This window comes from [Phormidium] sp. LEGE 05292 (assembly GCF_015207735.1).
Classification (GTDB): Bacteria; Cyanobacteriota; Cyanobacteriia; order Cyanobacteriales; family Aerosakkonemataceae; genus Floridanema.
The window spans coordinates 15,310-37,302 of sequence record NZ_JADEWG010000061.1 but is presented as its reverse complement, the minus strand read 5'-3'; the positions used below and the strand labels follow the sequence as shown (position 1 = coordinate 37,302).

The window sequence follows — 21,993 nt, the reverse complement described above, 5'->3', positions numbered from 1 at the left end:
ACTATACTTTTTTCTAGGTTCGGGCGCGTCTTGAGTGCTTCACTTTCGCTCGGCTTCCTCTCGACCGCTTTACTAATCTATCAACCCTAATACGCTTTGTCAAGCTTTTCGGCAAAAAAAATTTTGGAAAAGTTCTGAAGCTTTAATTGACAAGGGTTTCGGGGTAAAGTCTACCCCCCATTTTGCTAAGGCATTAAGCTGGAACCTGAATTTTTTGATTACCTGCTAGGCCAAAAGCATTATGAATTGTCTGTAAAGCGATCGCTCCTTGGTCTTGGGCAACTACGCAACTGAGTTTAATTTCTGAGGTGGCAATCATTTGGATGTTGATTTGGTTTTTGGCTAAGGCTTCAAACATTTGGGCGGCGACTCCGGGCTGTCCTTCCATACCTGTACCTACGGCGCTGACTTTGGCGATCGCATAATCCACCACAATCTCCCCGCAGCCCCATTCTGTCACTACTTCTTGTAAAGTAGCTTTGGCAGTTTCGGCATCACCTTGGGCAACGGTGAAGGCAATATCTCGGCGGGGAAGTCCGTCTATAATTCGACAGCGTTGGGATTGGATAATCATATCCACACTGATGTTTTTGCTGGCGAGTTGCTTAAATAGGCGTGCTGCCATGCCTGGACGATCGGGAATGTGTCGAATAGCAATGCGGGCTTGGTTAAGATCTAAAGCAACTCCTCGCACTGGTGGTAACGGGTGTTCGATGGTATTCTCTTGTGTGACTACTTTTCTATTGATCCATGCTGGAGAAGTGTTTACATCAAAGGTTTTGCAGAGAGCAGAGATTGCCCGATCGCATTGTCCCGCTTCGACTACACAACTCACTTTCACCTCTGATGTAGAAATCATCAGAATGTTGATTTCTGCTTCTGCTAAGGTGGCGAACATTTCGGCTGCAATTCCAGGTCTTCCGATCATGCCTGCACCAGCTATACTGACTTTGGCGATTTGATCGTCTACCATGACTTCTGCTTCATCTGGGGCAGGGCTAGGATGAGAGCGTAAGACAGGCGCGATCGCAGCTGCTACTGCTTCAGCTTTTTTCACCACATTCTTGCTGACGGTGAAAGCAATATCGTTGCTATTACCTTCGTGAATCGATTGAATAATTAAGTCAACATCTAAATCTTGGTGGGCTATTTCGCCAAACAACCGTGCTGCTACCCCTGGACGATCGGGTACGCGCAACAACCCGACTTTTGCTTGATCGGTGTCAAACTCTACTGCATCGACAGCTTTTACCAGTTCCAAACCTTCTAAAGAGCGGGCTTGGTATGCTGGAGAAACTACCTTTGTACCTGGCTCATCTGTCCAACTCGATCGCACTATTAAAGGTACGCCATAATTCCGAGCAATTTCTACCGCACGGGGATGCAAAACTTTTGCGCCCAAGCTAGCTAACTCCAACATCTCATCAGAGGTAATTTCTGTCATTAGCTGTGCATCGGGTACTAAGCGGGGATCTGCTGTCAAAATGCCGGGAACATCTGTGTAAATCTCGCAAAAGTCAGCCCGCAAAGCTGCTGCTAAGGCAACGGCAGAAGTATCCGATCCTCCACGTCCCAAGGTGGTAATTTCCAATTCTGCCACACTGGTAATGCCTTGGAATCCAGCCACTACTACTACTTTACCTTCTTCTAAATGCCGCGAAAGTCTTTCGGTTTCAATCCGCAAAATTCTGGCACGGGTATGATGTGCTTCAGTGACTATTCCTACTTGGGCACCTGTGAGCGAGATTGCTGATTGTCCCATCTCCTGCAATGCCATACTGAGTAGGGCAATGGAGACTTGCTCGCCAGTAGAAAGGAGCATATCCATTTCCCGACGACTAGGGTTAGTGGAAATTTCATTAGCTAGCTTAACTAAACCATCGGTGGTTTTTCCCATTGCTGAAACTACTACCACCACCGAATTACCAGCTTTAGATGTATCTATAACTCGTTGGGCTACTGCTTTGATGCGTTCTACTGAGCCAACTGAGGTGCCGCCGTACTTCTGAACAATTAGAGCCATGACCGATTTTCCCCTTGAGCCTCTTGTTAATTTTGACCCGTTGAAGCTGCTATGCTGTAAGGGATTTTTAGAGGCGTTACATTATTTAATGAACTTTTTGAATTTATCAGAATTTGGTAGGAGTTTGAGTTAAAGTTTACACACCTTTAATTACTATATACAGTCTGGGCGTTATGTAGCGTAAGTAGCAAATTAGTTAGTTATTTAGGTTATCTAATAAATTTATCGGTCAAATAATCTATTTACTAAATGGAAGTAGTTTTAGTTTATTGAGACAATGCCGTTTTAATCTTTTGCTTGACTCAATGTTTCCAAAAATTCCTGTACAACTCGATCGGCTTCGGCGCTGCATTTGGTAGCATTGGAATATTTAATGATAGAAATGCCGTGAGTTTGGAAAATGCGATCGCGATAGCGTCGCCTAGCGATATCGCACTTCCGAAAAGTTGCTTCATTTGGCTGGAATGAGGAGCGATCGGTCTCTAAAATTTCCGATTTTCCTGAGCAAAAACTCAGAAAATCAACTCATTTGGTATTTCTTGTTGTCAGATTTCAGTTTGTTATTTGATAGTGACTAAATTAATTCTACAAAATAGCTGTTTCGGAAATTTTGCCTGTTAGTAAGTAAGTTTTCATATCTCCTCTACCTTTGACATGGATAATTCCCCGTTCGGAAAAAATGTAATGATTCTTGAGTAATTCGTAAGTTTCACTGGTAACTTGGATGCTGCCTGGTATGCCGTGAGATTCCATGCGACTGGCAATGTTTACTGTATCTCCCCACAAATCATAAATGAATTTTTTCAAACCAATTACTCCGGCAACTACTGGGCCAGTATTAATGCCAATTCTAATTTGAAAATTTTGATTATTTTCTGTATTAAATTTGGCTAATTCTTGCTGCATATCTAAAGCCATATCTGCGATCGCAAGTGCATGATCTTGCCGAGGCATTGGTAAACCAGAGACTACCATGTAAGCATCACCAATAGTTTTGATTTTTTCTAAATCATGTTTTTCGGCTAATTGGTCAAACAGTGAGAAAATTTGATTGAGTAATTCCACCATTTCTGTTGGGGGAATTCTTGTTGATAACTCAGTAAAACCGACAATATCAGCAAATAAAACGGAAGCTTCACTAAAATGTTCGGCTAAAGTTCCACTAGATTGTTTCAGACGGTATGCGATCGACTGGGGTAAAATATTTAGTAATAAACGTTCCGATTGTTCCTGTTCAATTGCTAATTGTTGATAAGCTACTTCCATTTGCCAACGCGATCTAAACTCGGAACGCTGCAAACGTTCGTATAAATAAACTGACAAATCGCAAACAAAGCAAATCCAAAACAAATACAAAGCTAATAAGGATGGTGTCATCCAAGGAGCAGGCATTGTAGCAGTTTTACCTAATAAAAACTGAATGCCAATATAGTAACTAAAAACTCCCAACTGTGTTATTAAGTGTAAGTACCAACACACAGGAATTAAGGTGGCCATGCCAAAAAAAGCTAATGGCCATCCTAAAATATCGGCTTCGATTTTACTTGCAAAAACTGTTTTTATTATTGGTGGAATTAAGGTAACAGACCAAGCAAAAGCGAGAAAGATTAGGCTAGGATAACGCCGACCGAATTTAGTTTTTAGTAAGAGTAAACAAGTTAATAAGCTTAATTCCTCAGTGATATAAGTTGCCAGGACTAAAAATTGGAAAATTTCAGGATTGAAGAAAAAATTTCTGATTTCTAAGGCGATAAAAGTCAGCAGTCCGATTAAAGCAATCTGTAAATTTAACAGCAACCGCTTGCGGAGAAACTCTCGTTGCCATCTTTGGTAATCAGCTGCTTCTACCTGAGTCTGTGCTTGGTGTCCCAGCAGATTTTGGATTAGAGAAACCAATTGATTTGGATTTAATAATTGCCACATTCTCATGCTAAACCCAAGTTGAAGCTAAATTTAAGACCATCATAGGCTATGGGTTGAGGTAGCAGGGAACAGGGAACAGGTAGAAAAAGAGTTCACCGTCTAGGTTTCAACATAAAGGCAAATATCTGGCTGGATTTTTCAGCAATGTGACAATTGGCAAATTGTCTACTTCGAGGTGCGATCGCCCAAGTCAGCAAGAAGCCATTACTCTTTCTATACAGTGCTACAATTGTCGCTATTTGTGGAAACTATACAAAGAATCAGGCAAACTTACTCTTCAGTCACATTAAAGAGTGACACATGATACCAAAAAAAAGCCAACGAAATCTTCTATTTTAAAATTAAAGACGAGCAATAAAGAGAATAATTACAAATGCAAACAGATATCAATTTACCAATGGCGGGTGTAGTCAACGATATAGAAGCTTTGATTACAGAAATGGATAAAAATCCTCAAATGTCTTCTTGGGTGATTAGATTAGTACTGAAAACAATTAAAGAAAAAGCTCGTAAAATGGCGTTAGATAACTCGGCTAACCTTTCTAATTTTAATCAAACACCTCATTTTGATATTTTGACTAATTCCTCAGCAATTACTCCGGTCAAAATCACAAATTTAAGATAGATTTAATCCTAATTAATCCATTAAGAATTAGATTTATTTTTGGGTGCTTTAGGATCAAACTGAGACTTGACTTCATCTAATTCAATATCAATCTGACTTTTTGATGTTCCTGTTCCTAAAAATTGCGATCGCAGTTCTTCCAATTCTCGATCGACTTGGCTTTTGACAGCTTTATTTGTTGCGTTGGCAGAAGGTGTAGGTGGAGGAGTTTTTACCGGAGGTTGACTGGGTGTTACTGAAGTTGGCGAGTTTAAATCTTTGAGAACTTCAGCGGCTGATTGATAACGTTTATTGATAGCATTTTCTAGCATTTTATCTAAAATATTAGAGAGTGCATTGCTCACTGGATGTTGTAAAAATTGTTGCCAAATCCAAGCATCTTCTTCCAAATTATATAAGTCAAAAGGTGACATTTTGGTTAACAAATGAATGCAAGTCACGCCTAAACTATAAATATCACTAGAAAAAACTGCTTTACCACGAGACTGTTCTGGTGCCACATATTCGGGGCTACCAATACTAGTTCCGGTTTGTTGTAAAGCAGTACCAGCAGTAGTTTTAGCAGCACCAAAATCTACTAAAAATAACTTGTTGTCGCTAGTTCTTTTAATAATATTGTCTGGCTTAATATCACGGTGAATTACTTGGCGACTATGAACAAATTGCAAGATAGGTAATAAATCATTTAACAATTGACGAGTTTGAGTTTCGTTAAAAGCACCTTTCTGAGCTAATTCTTGGGATAAAGTTTGCCCATCAATGAATTGTTGAATTAAATATTGACGGTTATCTTGAGTAAAGTATGCTAGTAATTCTGGAATTTGCGGATGTTTACCTAATTCATCTAATTGTACTGCTTCTTGATTAAATAATTCTGCTGCTTTTTGGGCGTTATTTGTACCTTGGGCTAAAGGAAAAAATTGTTTAATTACGCAACGAGGTTTAGATGGTTTATCTTCATCTATTGCTAAAAAGGTTCTGCCAAAACCTCCTTGACCAATAGGTTTTATTGCCCGATAACGTTCTCTTAGCAAGAGTTTTGCGCCACAGGTAACACAAAAGTTTGTAGTTCCAGGATTTTGCGGATTTGGGCAATTAGGATTGAGGCAGTAACTCATAATATTTTACCAATTAATTGGCTATAACGGTAATATTAACTTATCCAGGCTACCAGTAGCAATAACTGTTTTATTGAAACTAATAATTTTCATGTTTTTCTGATTTAATTAGGATTTCCTGCTAATAAATAACGTAATCCCCATTGTCCATTAAACCGAGCAAAACTAATACGATAATCTCTGTTTTGATAATAAACAAACTGATTTTGTACCCAACCTTTTTTACCATTTTTTAGAATCACTGGAGTCCATCCATCAAATTGGTTAACTAATTCTCGTTCTGCTTCTGATAAGTTCTGGTAAGTTTCTGAATCAAATTGGACTAATTCTTTAGAAAGTAATCCAATTATGGGTGAATTAGTTTTAGCTTCAGCACGAATGTTAACTTTATCGGAAATAATTGCTACTTGATTTTGCCAGTCAGAGTCATAAATTGATTTACCGAAAGTTTTGGGACAAACCCAAATTTCATTTTCGGTTTCTTGCTTAGTTACTCTGGTAGTAACTTCTAATGTACAACCTGTACTAACAGCTTTTTCAATTTGTTGCCAAAAGGGAGAGTTTTTATCTTCTATATTAGCGTTTTCTAAAGTTAAAGATTTTCCAAAATTTGATTGAGTTTGTGAAGTTACCAGGGCGCGAATAAATGTTTCATCACGGCGCTTTACTGCACTTAAAAAAGATTGCCGAAATTGAGTAAAATCTATTTTGCTAGATAGAGGATTATTTGATGCTAATGTAGTTTTATTGTGCTGATAGTTGGCTATTTTTTGCAAGTTTAAATCTTTAGAAAAGGAGTTATTTTCCCATGATTGTGGGGAGACAATTTGAGCATTTAAGGCAGATTGTCTACCATTTAAATAGGTGATAGTTGCTAAAGTAGAACCTGCGATCGCGCCAAGGACTATCATAATAAACATCAAAATGTGTGGAAATCTCATACCTATTCCTCTACAAGTAAATCATTTGGGAACAGTAGCAGCCCTGACTGATACTATTTTAAGTTTAAAAGGGTTAATTTAGTAGGGTGCGTCAAAACCTTAAAATGTAGAGACGTTGTATACGTCTCTACAAACCTAAAATTGTAGTGTCTGATGCGCCCTAAAACATGGATTTTACATAAATTAAGTTGGGAACCTAATCATTAGTTGTAGTAACTTGGCGCGTTACCAGCTTTCCACTTAATATTACAACCAACACTGGGTTTTTGCTCTTGACTCACAGGTTGATTATTTAATACTGCATCCACAGCGGCGCGTAAATCTTTACCTGTCACAGGAATACCGTTGCTAGGACGACTATCATCCAATTGACCGCGATAAACTAATTGCCTATTACGATCGAAGAGGAAAAAGTCAGGCGTACAAGCGGCAGTGTATGCTTTAGCAACTTCCTGGGTTTCATCATAACATAAAGGAAAGGTAAGCCCAAGTTCTAAAGCCATTTCTTTAAGTTTTTCCGGTGCATCATCAGGGTAATTATTGGCATCATTAGCACTGATAGCAACTATTCCCAAATTCTGATTTGTGTAATCTTTGCCTAATTGTGCTAATTCATCTTTAATATGTTTGACGAAGGGACAATGGCGACAAATAAACATTACTAATAATGCTTTTTTGTCAGCAAATTTAGCAAGGGAAAATTTTTCATTAGATACTACATCTTGTAGTAGAAAATCAGGTGCTTTGGTATCCAATGCCAACATAGTTGAAGGTGTCAATGCCATAATGACTGTTGCCTTTAGTAAAAATGTTTATTATTAAGATATCAGATCGTCTGATTTTTTCTTGTTACGTTGACGTTTCATCTGCCAACTAATGCCAAAAGCGGCAAAACTTAATAAGCTAAAAGTAGAAATAGGTTCGGGAACAGATTTAGGAGTAGGTGTTAGCAAAAAGTTGCGCTGTTGACCATTGAGATAACCGCTGCCAATAATTTGTCGTTTGTTATTAATTTTTAAGGCAGAAGTTAGTTGCCAACCTAAATCAGTGTCAAAAGTTTTATACCCACTGCTGAGTTACTAACAATGTGAGAACTTAGCGTGAGTTGATTTAGTTAAAAAATAGCGATCGCAACCGATTTATCAACCTATCTTAAGGTAGGTAAATGAAAAGAAATAGGATTATCCGTATAATCCAGTAAAAACGGTAACGCAATTAAGTTTCACATTACCAGCTAAAGAACTGCAACATTGAATAATTACACTGTTGCTTAACTGAGTTAATCTGGATGAGATAAGTTAAAATCTAACCACCCAACTTGAAAGTTAGGTATGATGCCGATTTATTGCTCTAAGGGACACGAAAACACTAATACTAATCTGTATTGTCAACAGTGTGGGGAGAAACTGGATCAACCTGTTGCTAAAGGTGTTTATCCAGGGTTGTTGCTGGGCGATCGCTATCGGATCATCCGCCAACTGGGACAAGGTGGGTTTGGGCGGAGTTATTTGGCGGAAGACTCTAACCGCTTCAATGAACCCTGTGTTTTGAAAGAGTTCGCCCCCCAAGTTCAGGGTACTTACGCATTACAAAAGGCTGTAGAATTATTTGAACGAGAAGCAGGCATTCTCTACAAATTACAACATTCTCAAATTCCCAAGTTTCGGGAATTATTTCGGGCAAAAATTCAAGATGAAGGACATTTATTTTTAGTTCAAGATTATATTGAAGGGCAAACTTATCGCGCTTTATTAGATGCGCGGAAACGCCAAGGACAAAAATTTACTGAAGCAGAAGTTAAGCAAATAATGTTGCAACTTTTGCCAGTTTTGGAATATATTCACGGTTTGGGAGTAATTCACCGCGATATTTCTCCTGATAATATCATTTTCAGAAATTCTGATAATTTGCCCGTATTAATTGATTTTGGTGGGGTGAAAGAAGTAGCGGCAAATGCTGAATCTCAGTTTACTCAAGCTGCGCCAAATGCTGCGCCTTCTTATGCTACTCGATTAGGGAAAATTGGTTATGCACCACATGAACAAATGCAGGTTGGAGTAGTTTATCCGCACAGTGATTTATATGCTTTGGCGGCAACTGTTTTAGTGTTATTAACTGGTAAAGAACCACAACAATTAATCGATCCGCATACTATGACTTGGAACTGGCGACAAGAAGTAAATCTTAGTCCCAGTTTTGGTATGACTTTAGATAAAATGTTAGCTTATCGACCGGGCGATCGCTATCAAACCGCCCGTGAAGTTTCGCAAATTTTGGGAGGTAATATAAACACTTCTGTTCCTGTTACCCAAACACCAAATTCTGCGACAATTCAAGGTACAATAGCAGTTTCTCCAGCAGCAACTAAAGCAGCAACAACTCAGCCTCCTAGTAGGAATCAAACTAGTAGCAGTTCCAGAGGTGGGTTTGGTAAAATTTTGGCTAGTGGTTTAGTGATTGCGATCGCCACAGGCATTGGTTTAGCAATTAGTAATAGTAACTTATTTAAGCAAACTAGAAAACCACCTCGTCCACCAGTAGAACAACCAACGCAAACAACAGCACCTCAACCGCCGGACTCGAAACTTTCCCCACAAGAACAAGCGAGAAAAAATGGGTTACGCGATCGCCGTCAGGCTTTAGGTATTGATTACAATTTCTTTTTAAATTTAGTAAATGAGACATTTTGGCAAAGAAACCCCAGTCTTAGAGGAAAAGTTTTAAGTGATGAACCAAAAGACGAACAATTAAGGACGCAGTGGGATAAAATTGCTTCGGAATGGTTGGATAAACTAATATTTTTGGGTGGCGAATCTCGGCGGCGTTTGGGAAGTTACACGGTAAACGATCGCTTGCAATGGAAAGCAGAAGTAAATAATAAAAACCTGAGTAGTCGCGCCCTTTATGACATTGTAGATGGCGAATTTTTCTCCAAATTTCCTGAACAACAAGGGAAGAATTTTATTGATAAACCCATTGGGCAAATTTGGCAAGGAATAGCTTTTGATAAAGTAAACGCGATTAAAGATGGTAAAGCTTTGCAGAGAATTGTATTTCCGGAAGGAGAGATAGGCGATCGCGTTAGTGGTACACTCAAACCTGGAGAAGGGAAAGCTTACATCGCTGGACTTGCTGCTGGACAAATTATGAATGTAAAACTGCAAGCAGATAGCAAAGTTTTATTTTCAGTTTATCCGCCAACTAGCGATCGACCAGCATTATTAGAAGATACTAGCAAACGCACTTGGTCAGGTACACTTTCCCAAGGTGGTTTTTATGAATTTGTTGTAGTTTCTCAAGCAGCAAAACCTGTTGATTATCAAATTACTTTAACTGCGGAAACTCCTGCACCATCACCCGAAGCAACACCAATTTCTACACCAACTTCTACTCCTACACCAACAGAAAAACCAACAACAGAATCCACACCAACAGCAGAACCAACACCAGCAACAGAACCTACAAATACACCAACAGCAGAACCAACACCAACAGAAACTACTCCATCGCTTCCTAGCGAAACACCTGCAACTAATCAGCAAGGAAATCTTTAGGTGTTGATAACTACTGAAATCCAGCTAAATACCAGTTTTATCAGAAAAGACTTGTGAATAACTCAACTATTAACGTATAATACGCGGAAGAAGAAATATAACCAATATTCAGGTGAAACATCCTAGCATATTGACATTTTTAAGCGATCGTTCCGCTTAAAAATGTCAATATGCTTCATAATACCCCAGCCAATCATTGTCGGTAATTCTTTCAAATAAAAACAACAACAACTAGGAGTACTTATGCGTTTTCGTTCTATGTCAGTTTTGATTGGCATTGCTGCTTTGAGTACCGGAATATTACCTGTAACAATTATTAGTGCTACACCTAAACCTCATTCTGCAATCCTGGCTCAAAGTGTTCCAGTGGGAAACGTAGGCAAAATTAATCCCGCTCAACCAATAAAAATGACTGTAGTCAATAGTACCTCCATTCCTTTGTTTGCAGGAATTTCAGGTGGTACAAGAGTCGAACTTGCTCCCCAGAACAAAAACACATTTATTTTTGATTCAACACCGATCAATGTTTTTGTGTATCCGGCTGAAGGTAGCGCAAGTTTGAAGTACAAAACAACCACTGAAGGCAATACCGTAAACATTCAGGTTACTCAAGTTGGTGGAGTTACCCCTGGTGATGGCGCAATTAATATCAGACCCTCCGGTGCAATTTATGTCTTCTAATACATGAACCATTTGATATTAGTGGCAATCATTGATAAATTAAATTAAGGTTTGAAATTGAAAAGACCTTAATTTAGGCATAAACTGTCCAATTTACCATGTTAATTTGAAACATCAATTAGAGGTAAAAGAAAAATCATGGCAACACTAACTGTTTGGAAATTTAAGACCGCAGATGGTGCAGATAATGCTTTGAAAAAACTGCAAGACCTACAAAAGGAGCAGTTAATTGAAGTATTAGATGCTGCGATCGTTTATTGGCCTACAGGACGCAAACGCCCTAAAACCTATCAAGCAATGGATACCGTAAGCGCAGGTTTGTTGGGTGGTGCATTCTGGGGTATGTTGTTTGGTTTAATCTTTTTCATCCCATTTTTAGGCTTGGCAGTAGGGGCAGCCGCCGGAGCACTTTCAGGTCATTTTACTGACTATGGCATCAATGATGACTTTATTAAAGAAGTTCAAAGCAAAGTTACCGAAGGAACATCTGCTCTGTTTTTACTGACAGGTAAAGTGACGCTAGACAAGGTGGAAGCAGCTTTTTCAGATGAAGAAAAAGGCGAACTGATTCAATCCAACCTGACACATGAACAAGAAGCTAAATTGCGTGAAGATTTTGGGGCAGAACATAGTTCAGAGCCAACTGCATAGTTAAATCTGTCAGCAACTAGAAGTCTCAATTTTTCAAATTAAGTTTATTGACTCAAAAAAAGTAAGGGATGGTACACCATCCCCTTACTTTTTTTGAAATGATTTTTAGAGAAGCTTGAGCAATAATTTATTAAGCTTCATCTAAAGCCACAATTCCGGGAAGTTCCTTACCTTCTAACAATTCCAAACTAGCGCCACCACCAGTGGAAATGTGACTCATTTGATCTGCTACACCAACTTTTTCTACAGCAGCTACGGAGTCACCACCACCGATAATGGTAACAGCATCTTTCTTGTTTGCTAGAGTATGAGCGATCGCTTCCGTACCCACAGCGAACTTATCAAACTCAAACACACCCATTGGACCATTCCAAATCACAGTCTTGCAATCTGCAAGGGCTTCTTGGAACATTTTCACAGATTCCGGGCCAATATCCAAACCCATCCAACCATCAGGAATGTTTTCAATGCTAACAGTTTGAGAATCAGCATCTTTATCGAATTTGTCAGCAACTACCACATCAGTTGGTAACAGTAATTCTACGCCCTTTTCTTTAGCTTTAGCTTCCAAAGATTTCGCTAATTCTAGCTTATCTTCTTCCACTAAAGACTTACCCACGTTTAAACCGCGAGCTTTGTAGAAAGTGAAAATCATGCCCCCGCCGATAAACAGCTTGTCGCATTTTTCCAGCAAGGTTTCAATTACGCCAATTTTGCTAGAAACTTTAGAACCACCGATAATTGCTGCTAAAGGACGCTGAGGATTTTCGATCGCATTTTGCAGATACTCCAATTCCTTTTGAATCAAAAATCCTGCAACTGAAGGACTCAGATATTTGGTAACACCCTCAGTAGAAGCATGGGCGCGGTGGGCAGTACCAAAAGCATCGTTAACATATAAATCTGCATTAGCAGCCAGCTGCTTGGCAAATTCGGGATCGTTCTTTTCCTCTTCCTTGTGGAAGCGGACATTTTCTAGCAACAAAACTTGACCATTTTGCAGCGCCGCAACAGCAGATGCAACCTCTTCACCAATGCAATCACTAGGCTTTTCCACTGTTTGTCCCAACAATTCTGACAAACGTTTGGCAACGGGAGTCAGACGAGCTTTTTCATCTACTCCTTTCGGACGGCCAAAGTGACTGGACAGGATGACCTTGGCTCCATTATCTGTCAAATACTTAATAGTTGGTAAAGCAGCCCGGATGCGGGTGTCATCGGTGATGTTACCTGCATCATCTACAGGAACGTTGAAATCAGCCCTTACCAGGACTCTTTTACCAGATAAATCTGAGGACGTGAGATCTGCTACAGTTTTCTTGGACACCGAAATAACCTCCTAAATGCTTTTTTTACGAAATCAGCGTGCCAATCATTTGGTCGTCCGTTTTGTCTACGCAGTCCACATTTTACCGGAGTGAGGGATCGCGAGGTACGTTAAATGTTTAAGACAGTTTTATTCCCAGTGGATCAAAGTCGAGAAGCCCGCGAAGCGGCTGATTTAGTTGTGAATATCGTGCAAAAGTACGGTAGTCGTCTCGTTTTGCTATCCGTAGTAGAACCATCTGAGGGAGAGTCAGCTAATTCAGATGCGATGGCTTCACCCGAAGCGGTGGCAAAATTATTGAAAACTGCTCAAACTCTGTTTACCGATCAAGGAATTCCTGCTGATGTCATGGAACGTGAAGGCAAAGCAGCTTTTATGATCTGCGATGTAGCTGACGAAATTGACGCAGATTTGATCGTTATGGGCAGCCGAGGGCTAGGATTAACGGAAGAGGGAAGCGCTGAGAGCGTCACTAATCGCGTAATTAACCTTTCTCCCTGTCCTGTTTTGATTGTTCCTTAAATTGGGGATTGGGGACTAGGGACTGGGGACTAGGGACTAGGGACTCGGAAGAAAGTTTTGAGTTAAGGAAAAGATTGTTGCGTTAATGAACGCCTTTGTCCCCTTGTCCCCAATCCCCAGTCTCTAATCCCCAGTCCCCAATCTCCAGTACCCAGTCCCTAATCCCCAATTCCCAATGACTACCCCTGCAATTCAATGGTATCCCGGACATATTGCCAAGGCAGAAAAGGCACTCAAAGAACAGCTAAAGCTGGTGGATGTGGTGCTGGAAGTTCGGGATGCGCGAATTCCTTTGGCAACTCAACACCCGCAAGTTCCGCAATGGGTGGGAAGTAAGGCGAGGGTGTTGGTACTCAATCGAATGGATATGATTCCTTCTCAAGTGCGCCAACTTTGGGAAAGTTGGTTTGAGTCGCAGGGGGAAACTCCTTATTTTACTGATGCTCAACATGGTAAGGGGATACAAGCTGTGACAGAAGCGGCGCAAGCAGCGGGGGTGGAGATGAATCGGAGGAGGCGCGATCGCGGAATGCTTCCCCGTCCAGTTCGCGCCGTAGTCATTGGTTTCCCTAATGTAGGAAAATCCGCTTTAATCAATCGGTTGTTGAATAAAAGAGTAGTAGAAAGTGCCCGTCGTCCGGGAGTAACTAAACAGTTACGTTGGGTAAGAATTTCTAACGAAATTGAATTATTAGATGCACCTGGAGTAATTCCAGGTAAGTTAAACGATCAGGAAGCAGCAATTAAATTAGCGATTTGTGAAGATATTGGGGAGGCATCTTATGATAATCAAAGAGTTGCCGCTGAATTAGTCGAGTTGTTGAATTATTTAGGAGATGTTGCCGGGAATTTTTTACCGGGTTCTCCTTTGCAATCTCGTTACGGTTTAGATGCTAAAGAATGTACAGGTGAAGATTACTTAGTAAATTTAGCAAAAGAACGTAATCAAGGGGATGTAGAACGAACAGCACGGCAACTTTTGAATGATTTTCGCAAAGGTTTAATGGGTGCGATTCCTTTGGAATTACCCCCGATTTAAATAAGTTTGTACTTTCACAATCAGGTTAATTAAGAGGGTATAAACCTAATGAAAACCCATGAATATTACCCTCAAATTAATAGACGTAGTTTAATGAAATTAGCAGGAATTGGAGGACAAGTAGTATATTAAGATTTGCGATCGCTCTTGCTAAGATAGTTTTTAAGCAAAAATACTGGTAAATCTTTCCAAGTTCTTGACATTTCATCTGTAAAGTTAGTTTACTTTGTACCACTTCCCACTCAGGTTATACCGTTAGGGAAATAGGAACGGAACTCCCTTTAACAGGCGGTTTCGGAGGTGTCTTGCGTCTCGATCGTGCTGAATATGGGATAGCTTCGTAATTTTTTAGGCGATCGAGAATTTCTTCGGGTTGTAATTCTATCGATATAAGGAAAACTCTGAGATGGATTCGAGCTTAATCTTATCCAACATACTAAATCCGCCTGTTTTGTTTTTCTTTTTGGGTATGTTGGCTGTTTTCTTAAAATCTGATTTAGAGATTCCCCAACCTCTGCCAAAACTCTTCTCTCTTTATTTGTTATTAGCGATCGGGTTTAAGGGCGGATATGAAATTAATCAAAGTGGGATTAATTCTGAAATTGCACTCACACTGATAGCATCTATAGTGATGGCTTGTGGGGTTCCCATTTACTCATTCTTTATCCTAAGAACTAAGCTTGATACATACAATGCAGCCGCTATTGCAGCCACTTATGGTTCGATTAGTGCCGTCACTTTTATTACCGCCAGTTCTTTTTTAACACAACTTGGGATTACCTTTGGCGGACACATGGTTGCAGCCTTAGCATTAATGGAATCTCCCGCCATTATTGTGGGATTAATTCTTGTCAGAATGTTCAGCAAAAAAGATACAGACGGAAAATTTGACTGGGGTGAAATTCTGCGAGAAGCTTTTTTAAATAGTTCAGTTTTTCTCTTAGTTGGTAGCCTGATTATCGGCATTTTAACAGGCCAAAAAGGATGGGAAAAATTAGAACCTTTTACCCAAAATATCTTCTATGGGGTACTTTCTTTTTTCTTGCTAGATATGGGATTGGTTGCAGCCAAAAGAATTAAAGACCTAAGTAAAACTGGTTCTTTCTTAATTGCTTTTAGCTTAATTCTTCCTGTATTAAACGCAATTTTAGGAATTTTAATTGGTAAAATGATTGGTATTTCGCAAGGAAATGCCTTGTTATTTGCTGTGTTGTGTGCTAGTGCTTCTTACATTGCAGTTCCCGCTGCCATGAGAATGACAGTTCCCCAAGCAAATCCTAGTTTGTATGTGTCAATGGCTTTAGCAATTACTTTTCCATTTAACATCATTGTGGGAATTCCTTTGTATATGGAAATGATCAAGAGACTGTGGGTGTAATGTAATGGAACGAGTCAAAAAGATCGAAATTGTTACTACTTCGTTGGAGATGCACAAAGTTTTGGAAGTTTTGGATGAAATCGGCATTTCTGGCTATACTGTAATCCGAGAAGTTACTGGCAAAGGTGACAGAGGAATTGCCAGTGATGATTTAGAAGGTGACATTCTTAGTAATAAATACGTCATGTCTATTTGCACTGAAGAACAGCAGCATATATTAGTTGAAGCGATCAGACCTATCCTGAAAAAGTTCGGCGGGGTCTGTATAGTTTCTGATGCCAGCTGGATCATACATTAGACAATTTTGCTTAGAGGAAATTTACTTTAGCATTGCCAGTTTTCAAGCTTAATCATCAATTTATTGAGGGAAATAGACCTACGGTGGTCAATTAAATCTTGATGATTTGTTTTATGAGTCAAAACCGGATAAATTATTGCTGACAACGCTAGTCAAGGTGAATTTATCCGGTTGAAAAAAGTATTGAATATTCCGTTATCTCAGTCGGATATCTCCTTCCGCAGTTGCTACTCTGAGAAAAATGAATGAGTAATCTTTTACTAAGAATTCTTAGCAGGTAGACAAACAATGAAACAACTACCAATTCCTACTTGACTGGTGACAGTAATTTCACCGCCGTGCTTTTTGGCGATCGCTTTGGCTATTGGTAATCCTAAACCACAACCACCTTCCCAATAGGAACGAGATTGATCCGCCCGCCAAAATCTTTCAAACACCTGTTCTAAATGTTCCGGTGCAATTCCTATACCTGTATCTCGAACTTTGACTTCTATATAAGTACCAAAATGATTGGTTTTGATGGTAATTTTACCTCCTTCGGGAGTGTAATGTATGGCATTTTGTACTAAATTAATAAACAAGCGAATCAGCTGAACTGCATCACCTAAAACGTATAAATCATCAGTTAGTTGTCCTAACAAATTAATTTGCTTAGCTGCGGCTTGTGATTGATAAAGTTCGATTAAATTCTGCAAAACTGCTGTTAAATCAAGACGTTCCCAATCATGACTGCGAATATTATCAGTCCGGGCTAAAAACAGTAAGTCTTCTGTTAAGCGAGACATTTGGTTAGTAGCATTTGCGATCGCTTGAAACTTTTCTCCATCTGTCGATCGCATTCCTTTCGGGTATTTTAACGCCACTGCTGCATTACTTTTAATTGCCATTAATGGGCTCCGCAATTCGTGAGACGCATCAGCAGTAAACTGTTGTAGGCGTTGAAAGCTGTGTTCAATTGGCTGCATTGCTTGATTAGTTAAAAACACTCCCCCAACAGCACTTAAAACCAAAGCCATCACAATTCCGCCACCTAAACAAAAATCTAATTTCTGAATAGTTTCATTTAATTCTTTTAGGCTTTGACTCGCTCTAATATATCCTATTAGCTGACCGTTATTAGTACTAATAATCCGTAAAGTTACTCCTTCGATGGCAATTTTATCAGTTTGAAATTGTATTTTTTGGTTTGGATCAACAAGAATTGGTAATTTCAACACTACATTTCCCTGTTGAGCAATCAATTCTCCTTGGGTATCAAACCATTGTAAGGCTTGATTATGAACAGCTAAATCTCTAAGGAAAAATTCATTTTCAAACTTTTTATTGCTCTTTTGAAATTGTCCGTTAGCTGCTACTCCTTCAGCTAAAGCAACTAGTTTTTCTGTCTGCTGTTTAGCTAAAGTGCGAACAAAAACCACCCGTATAGCTATAGCGAATATTATTAGTATTGATGCCAAGACCAACAGATAAGACCACAACAAACGATCGCGAATTTTATTAAACATTTTCAAATGACTCTTTTAATTAAACAAAATTATTAAGTTTTTATTTATTAGAAAGGCGGTAGCCAACACCGTACACAGTAGTAATTAAATCTTCTTTACTTCCTGCTTCTTTGAGTTTACGGCGTAAATTAGTAATGTGAGTTTTAATAGTTTCTGATTGCGATAATTTATCAAAATCCCATAGTTTATCTAGTAATGCTGAACGACTAAAAACTTGCTCCGGGTCTTTTAAAAAGCATTTAATAATCATATATTCTTTAGGTGTTAACGATAAAACTTGACCAGCATAAGTTACTTTATAAGTAGTAGGATCAAGTTGCAAATTGCCATAAATTAAAATAGGTTGTTGAGTTTGCCGACTTCTCCGTGATAAAGCTCTAATTCTCGCTGATACTTCCTCTAAATCAAAAGGTTTAACTAAATAATCATCAGCACCCGCATCAAGTCCTGCTACTTTATCTTGCGTCGTATCTCGCGCAGTAAGCATCAAAATGAAAGCATTTAATTGTGTTTCTCGTAACTGCTTACATAAAGTGATACCATGAATTTTTGGTAACATCAAATCTAATAAAATTACGTCGTATTCTGCTGAAATTGCGTACTCCCAACCTTGTAAACCATCAGCAGCTAAATCCACAACATAATGTTGATGTCTTAAATCTTCAGCTAATGGTTTAGCAATTCGTTCATCATCTTCAACGATTAAGATTCTCATATTGTCATTTGGTTAAATTATTAATCAATAAAGCTAAATTTACTACGAAAATAAGTTCTGCATTCTGCCTGATATTTCCGTTCAATTTGCTTGTTGGAAGCCAATTGTAATAAAAAGCTGTTTATTATGATTTTTCTAGCATACAATAAAAAAAACTTAACGTTAATCTACATAAGTTAATGTTTTTTAAATAGAAAAAATATTTTTTAATTTCCTTCTCATAGTTTAATGGAATACGTATCAATTCAGTGTGTGGTCTGAAATAGTAAAGTGTACGGGAGCAAAATAATGGGTCGCATGAATGGTTTTGTTGGTCGTCGTAATGTCTTAAAATTGGCAGGAATCGGAAGTGCTGGTTTAGCTGTTAGTGCTGCTGGCGGATTTCTTTGGGGCGCACAGGAAGCGGTAACTCCGCAGTTAGCAGAAGCGCAAACTAAACCCCAACCAGTTTCTCCTGACGCAGCGTTGCAAAGAATCTTAGAAGGAAACAAAAGATTTGTTGCGGAAAAGCGACAAAATTTGTCAACTCGATCGCGTTTACTAGAAACTGCTGTGGCACAGTTTCCTTTTGCTTCTATTCTCAGCTGTGCTGATTCACGAGTTCCCTCAGAAATCATCATGGATCAGGGACTTGGGGATTTATTTGTAGTTCGTCTTGCGGGAAATGTTGCCAGTGAAAGTTGTATTGGCAGCTTAGAATTTGCTACTGCCGTGTTAGGAACTCAACTATTAATGGTTGTGGGGCATGAAAGATGTGGTGCAGTAGCAGCAGCAGTAAAAGGCGATCCTCTTCCGGGAAGAATTGGGATTTTTGTTGAAGAAATTAAACCAGCTGTGCGATCGGTACAGGGAAAACCAGGCGATCCTGTAGAAAATGCAGTTGTGGCGAACGTGAAATATCAAGTCAACACATTAAAGGAAGGTTCATCAATTTTGTCTAGTTTGCTCGCGGAAGGCAAGTTAAATATTGTCGGTGCTCGTTATGATTTAGATACAGGGGAATTAACAGTTGTTGCCTAATTATAGTTAGTTACAACAGTTTAATTTCATCTCCCATTTGTAAAACTTTTCCTGCTTCTATAGCAGGAATTTTTGTATTAATACTCAAGCGATAAAAGTGATTAAATCGAGATGAATTGACCCAATTTGGTAAAGTTTCTCGGCGTTTTTCGGTGAAAACTTTTTGGAAATTAGCATAACTTTCGCCAGTTAACGAGTTGCGAGTGGGAACTATACAGCGTTGACAAGGGTTAATTCCCTCAAATATCACTTCCCCTATTTGAAATTTGACTACTTCTCCTTCATTAGCAAAAAGTCGATCTTCCCAAAAGGGAGGAACGCCATTTATCTCCAGGTTAGTACGGAGACGTTGGCGCATTTCGGGTACAGAAATTCCCGGAAACCAAGAGGCAACTGTTTCTAAAGTAGCGGTACTAATTACAGTTGGGCCAGAGGCAATGTTATCATCTGGAAAACCAGTAGTAGAGTTTTTCACTAATGTGACAGCAAAACCAAAATATTCACTTAACCAGGTTTCTAGCTGAATGCGATCGCTCTCAATCTCAAATTCACGTTTTTCTAATGTTCCCTGAATTTGTAAACAGATAGTCTGTGTGCTTACATCCCAAGTCGATCGCAATAAATGCACTTTATCATTGCGTTTGCCATTGACAAATCGACCTTGTGTATCTAAAATGGCGAACTCTCGATCGTTGCACAAAGCACCGCTGGGTAAAACCTTTGCTTGGTTAACAGCTATGCCATCTAAGGATTTTATTGGATAAAGAGAAATACCTGCAAGATATGGCATCTAATTAATTCTTTAACCTTGGTTAACAATTGCTTGACATTAATAATATTAATGTTACAACTGTTACGCCTTTTCGTTACAAATTCAGTTATTCAAACTAAGTATTAGGTTAGACTAGGGGCATCATAAGAACAAGAAAAAGATACTTCATCCTTAGATGTGTCGTTTTATATCAGGGGCGCTATTAGCAAAAATAAATAATTATAAAGGGTAAAAAAATGGCAGAGCTTAAGCTGTGTGTATACCAGGACAATCAAGAAATAATAGTACCAGTAAATGAAGATGAATTTACTATAGGGCGTTTACCAGACAACAATTTACATCTGCCATATTTTGGGATTTCTCGGTATCATGCTCGAATTTTTAAGCAAGGGAGAGGTAAATGGTTTATTGAAGATATGGGAAGTAAAAATGGTACTTTCTTAAATGAAAAAATTTTGACTGCTGCTGAAATTTTGGCACATAATGATTGTATTAAAATCGGAAATATTGATGCTAAAGTGATTTTGAATGATTCTACTTTACCACGAGTGCGAAAATTCGATCAACCTGAATTGGATGATGGAATGACCATTGTTCGCAATGTGAATGATTTGAAAGAACAATGGATACAAGCGGATAACTTAGCCGATAAAGTTAAACGACAGGAAACTTCGATCGAACGTCTAAGAGACTTAGTTGATATCGCGCAAAATCTAAATTCTGCTGAATCGATCGAACAAATATTTTTGGCTGTTAAAAAAGTAGTTTTCCGTTACATTGAAAGTATAGAGCGTTTAGCTTTATTAATTGTTGATTGCGACACAGGAAACCTAAAAGTATTTAATGGAGCAGTTAAAGAAGTTTACTATTCTCAACCCTTACCCAATGATGGAAGTTGGATTAGTCGCAGTATATGTCAAACAGTATTTTCCGAAAAAATAGCAATTCAAAGCGCTAATGCCCAACTCGACGAAAGGTTCGGTAATGAAATCAGTATTATCACTAAAGACATTCACAGTGTCATGGCTGTTCCGCTATGGGATGAAACTAAAGTTGTCGGTGTTTTATATGCTGATGGACATATTCCCATTAGCGAATCAATTCAACAAAAAGATGAAGATTTGAGCTTTTTTTCCACCTTGGCTAACTTAGTAGCTTCTAGTGTACAAAGATGGTTACTAACCCTGCAATTAAGGAATGAAGAAAAAATCCGTCATCGTTTAGAACGATACCATTCTCCAGCAGTAGTACAACAGATGATGCAAACGGGAAACCTATCAGACACTGGTTTAATTCCCAGAGAAAGCGAAATTAGTATTATGTTTGCTGATATCGTCGGTTTTACCGCACTTTCAGAAAAGTTAACTCCGGCAAAAATTGCGGAATTACTCAATGCTTTTTTTGAAGAAATGCTGCAAGAAGTGTTTGCAGAATGCGGAACTTTAGATAAATTTATTGGCGATTGTATTATGGCATTTTTTGGCGCACCAGAACCGCAACACGATCATGCTGAAAGAGCTTTTAGAGCAGCGAAGGGAATGTTAAATCGTTTAGCAAAAATGAATATAAATAAAGTGTTATCTCATCCTTTAGAATTACGAATTGCTATTAACAGTGGGAAAGCTGTTGTCGGAGATGTAGGAAGCACATTGCGGGTAGATTATACGGTTTTAGGCCCAACAATCAATTTAGCTTCGCGAATGGAATCAATCTGTCCTCCCGGTAAATTAATAGTCAGTGAAACAACATATAAAATGTTGCAACCTTCGCAACGTCTAGAGTTAGAAGAAATGGGCGAATATCGCTTTAAGGGTATCGATCAACCTATCCCAATTTATGTGATTACCAAAGATTTAATGGTTAACAAACACAAATAAAAATTATAAAAGTTGATAACTGAA

Annotated in this window: 21 protein-coding genes and 1 pseudogene; 12 read left to right on the top strand and 10 right to left on the bottom strand. The window is 38.9% G+C overall.

The features are described 5' to 3' along the window. Window positions 1–193: 193 nt before the first annotated feature. Window positions 194–2,023, bottom strand: coding sequence for an aspartate kinase (locus IQ264_RS17635; protein ID WP_193982108.1), 1,830 nt, complete (start codon window positions 2,021–2,023; stop codon window positions 194–196). Between the two features lie 297 nt (window positions 2,024–2,320). Here IQ264_RS17635 and IQ264_RS17630 point away from each other — a divergent pair, with 297 nt between their 5' ends. Next, the gene (locus tag IQ264_RS17630; RefSeq protein ID WP_193982107.1) at window positions 2,321–2,491 is read left to right on the top strand and encodes a hypothetical protein; all 171 of its coding nucleotides are present in this window, start codon (window positions 2,321–2,323) and stop codon (window positions 2,489–2,491) included. 117 nt (window positions 2,492–2,608) lie between these two features. On the opposite strand, the pseudogene IQ264_RS33695 reads toward IQ264_RS17630, so the two are convergent. Then, window positions 2,609–3,268, bottom strand: a pseudogene (locus tag IQ264_RS33695) (adenylate/guanylate cyclase domain-containing protein); the annotation flags it as partial. Between the two features lie 1,051 nt (window positions 3,269–4,319). Between IQ264_RS33695 and IQ264_RS17620 the strand changes: the two are divergent. Next, the gene (locus IQ264_RS17620; protein ID WP_193982105.1) at window positions 4,320–4,571 is read left to right on the top strand and encodes a hypothetical protein; all 252 of its coding nucleotides are present in this window, start codon (window positions 4,320–4,322) and stop codon (window positions 4,569–4,571) included. Between the two features lie 20 nt (window positions 4,572–4,591). Here the strand turns inward: IQ264_RS17620 and IQ264_RS17615 are convergent, their stop codons facing one another. From IQ264_RS17615 to IQ264_RS33460, 4 genes are all read right to left on the bottom strand, one after another. Continuing rightward, a complete protein-coding gene (locus tag IQ264_RS17615) occupies window positions 4,592–5,689 on the bottom strand; it encodes a serine/threonine-protein kinase (protein WP_193982104.1) in 1,098 nt (365 codons plus the stop codon). 104 nt (window positions 5,690–5,793) lie between these two features. Continuing rightward, window positions 5,794–6,630 carry an SH3 domain-containing protein gene (locus tag IQ264_RS17610; RefSeq protein ID WP_193982103.1) on the bottom strand — a complete coding sequence of 279 codons (837 nt, stop codon included), beginning with the start codon at window positions 6,628–6,630 and terminating at the stop codon, window positions 5,794–5,796. A gap of 203 nt (window positions 6,631–6,833) precedes the next feature. Then, on the bottom strand, window positions 6,834–7,415 hold the full coding sequence (locus IQ264_RS17605; protein ID WP_193982102.1) for a thioredoxin family protein: 582 nt from the start codon (window positions 7,413–7,415) through the stop codon (window positions 6,834–6,836). A 33-nt stretch (window positions 7,416–7,448) separates the two neighbouring features. After that, complete coding sequence (locus tag IQ264_RS33460; RefSeq protein WP_265583064.1) at window positions 7,449–7,583, bottom strand: hypothetical protein; 135 nt, start codon at window positions 7,581–7,583, stop codon at window positions 7,449–7,451. Between the two features lie 378 nt (window positions 7,584–7,961). Here IQ264_RS33460 and IQ264_RS17600 point away from each other — a divergent pair, with 378 nt between their 5' ends. The 3 genes from IQ264_RS17600 (at window position 7,962) to IQ264_RS17590 (ending at window position 11,516) form a co-directional block, all read left to right on the top strand. Continuing rightward, window positions 7,962–10,184, top strand: a complete 2,223-nt coding sequence (locus IQ264_RS17600; RefSeq protein WP_193982101.1) for a serine/threonine-protein kinase — start codon at window positions 7,962–7,964, stop codon at window positions 10,182–10,184. Between the two features lie 243 nt (window positions 10,185–10,427). Further along, window positions 10,428–10,865, top strand: a complete 438-nt coding sequence (locus IQ264_RS17595; protein WP_193982100.1) for a hypothetical protein — start codon at window positions 10,428–10,430, stop codon at window positions 10,863–10,865. A gap of 138 nt (window positions 10,866–11,003) precedes the next feature. Next, the gene (locus IQ264_RS17590) at window positions 11,004–11,516 is read left to right on the top strand and encodes a DUF1269 domain-containing protein (RefSeq protein ID WP_193982099.1); all 513 of its coding nucleotides are present in this window, start codon (window positions 11,004–11,006) and stop codon (window positions 11,514–11,516) included. A gap of 130 nt (window positions 11,517–11,646) precedes the next feature. Here IQ264_RS17590 and IQ264_RS17585 read toward each other — a convergent pair whose 3' ends face one another. Beyond that, window positions 11,647–12,843, bottom strand: coding sequence for a phosphoglycerate kinase (locus tag IQ264_RS17585; protein ID WP_193982098.1), 1,197 nt, complete (start codon window positions 12,841–12,843; stop codon window positions 11,647–11,649). A gap of 114 nt (window positions 12,844–12,957) precedes the next feature. Between IQ264_RS17585 and IQ264_RS17580 the strand changes: the two genes are divergently transcribed. From IQ264_RS17580 to IQ264_RS33890, 5 genes are all read left to right on the top strand, one after another. After that, window positions 12,958–13,365: a universal stress protein gene (locus IQ264_RS17580; protein ID WP_193982097.1), complete on the top strand. Its 408-nt coding sequence runs from the start codon at window positions 12,958–12,960 to the stop codon at window positions 13,363–13,365. Between the two features lie 175 nt (window positions 13,366–13,540). Beyond that, window positions 13,541–14,404 (top strand): ribosome biogenesis GTPase YlqF, encoded by an 864-nt coding sequence (ylqF, locus tag IQ264_RS17575; RefSeq protein WP_193982096.1) that lies wholly within the window; start codon window positions 13,541–13,543, stop codon window positions 14,402–14,404. 406 nt (window positions 14,405–14,810) lie between these two features. Beyond that, window positions 14,811–15,782, top strand: coding sequence for a sodium-dependent bicarbonate transport family permease (locus tag IQ264_RS17570; RefSeq protein ID WP_193982095.1), 972 nt, complete (start codon window positions 14,811–14,813; stop codon window positions 15,780–15,782). Window positions 15,783–15,786: 4 nt separating this feature from the next. After that, the gene (locus IQ264_RS17565) at window positions 15,787–16,080 is read left to right on the top strand and encodes a P-II family nitrogen regulator (RefSeq protein WP_193982094.1); all 294 of its coding nucleotides are present in this window, start codon (window positions 15,787–15,789) and stop codon (window positions 16,078–16,080) included. A gap of 187 nt (window positions 16,081–16,267) precedes the next feature. Next, window positions 16,268–16,333 (top strand): hypothetical protein, encoded by a 66-nt coding sequence (locus IQ264_RS33890; RefSeq protein WP_413470358.1) that lies wholly within the window; start codon window positions 16,268–16,270, stop codon window positions 16,331–16,333. 7 nt (window positions 16,334–16,340) lie between these two features. On the opposite strand, the gene IQ264_RS17555 is transcribed toward IQ264_RS33890, so the two are convergent. Both IQ264_RS17555 and IQ264_RS17550 read right to left on the bottom strand, forming a co-directional pair. Continuing rightward, a complete protein-coding gene (locus tag IQ264_RS17555; protein ID WP_193982093.1) occupies window positions 16,341–17,585 on the bottom strand; it encodes a sensor histidine kinase in 1,245 nt (414 codons plus the stop codon). Between the two features lie 40 nt (window positions 17,586–17,625). Continuing rightward, window positions 17,626–18,300: a response regulator transcription factor gene (locus tag IQ264_RS17550; protein WP_193982092.1), complete on the bottom strand. Its 675-nt coding sequence runs from the start codon at window positions 18,298–18,300 to the stop codon at window positions 17,626–17,628. A gap of 288 nt (window positions 18,301–18,588) precedes the next feature. On the opposite strand from IQ264_RS17550, the gene IQ264_RS17545 reads away from it, so the two are divergent. Continuing rightward, window positions 18,589–19,320 (top strand): carbonic anhydrase, encoded by a 732-nt coding sequence (locus tag IQ264_RS17545; protein ID WP_193982091.1) that lies wholly within the window; start codon window positions 18,589–18,591, stop codon window positions 19,318–19,320. Window positions 19,321–19,330: 10 nt separating this feature from the next. On the opposite strand, the gene IQ264_RS17540 is transcribed toward IQ264_RS17545, so the two are convergent. Next, entirely contained in the window at window positions 19,331–20,110 is a 780-nt protein-coding gene (locus IQ264_RS17540; protein ID WP_193982090.1) for an MOSC domain-containing protein, read from the bottom strand. Window positions 20,111–20,328: 218 nt separating this feature from the next. On the opposite strand from IQ264_RS17540, the gene IQ264_RS17535 reads away from it, so the two are divergent. Then, on the top strand, window positions 20,329–21,969 hold the full coding sequence (locus tag IQ264_RS17535; protein ID WP_193982089.1) for an adenylate/guanylate cyclase domain-containing protein: 1,641 nt from the start codon (window positions 20,329–20,331) through the stop codon (window positions 21,967–21,969). The last annotated feature ends 24 nt before the right edge of the window (window positions 21,970–21,993 follow it).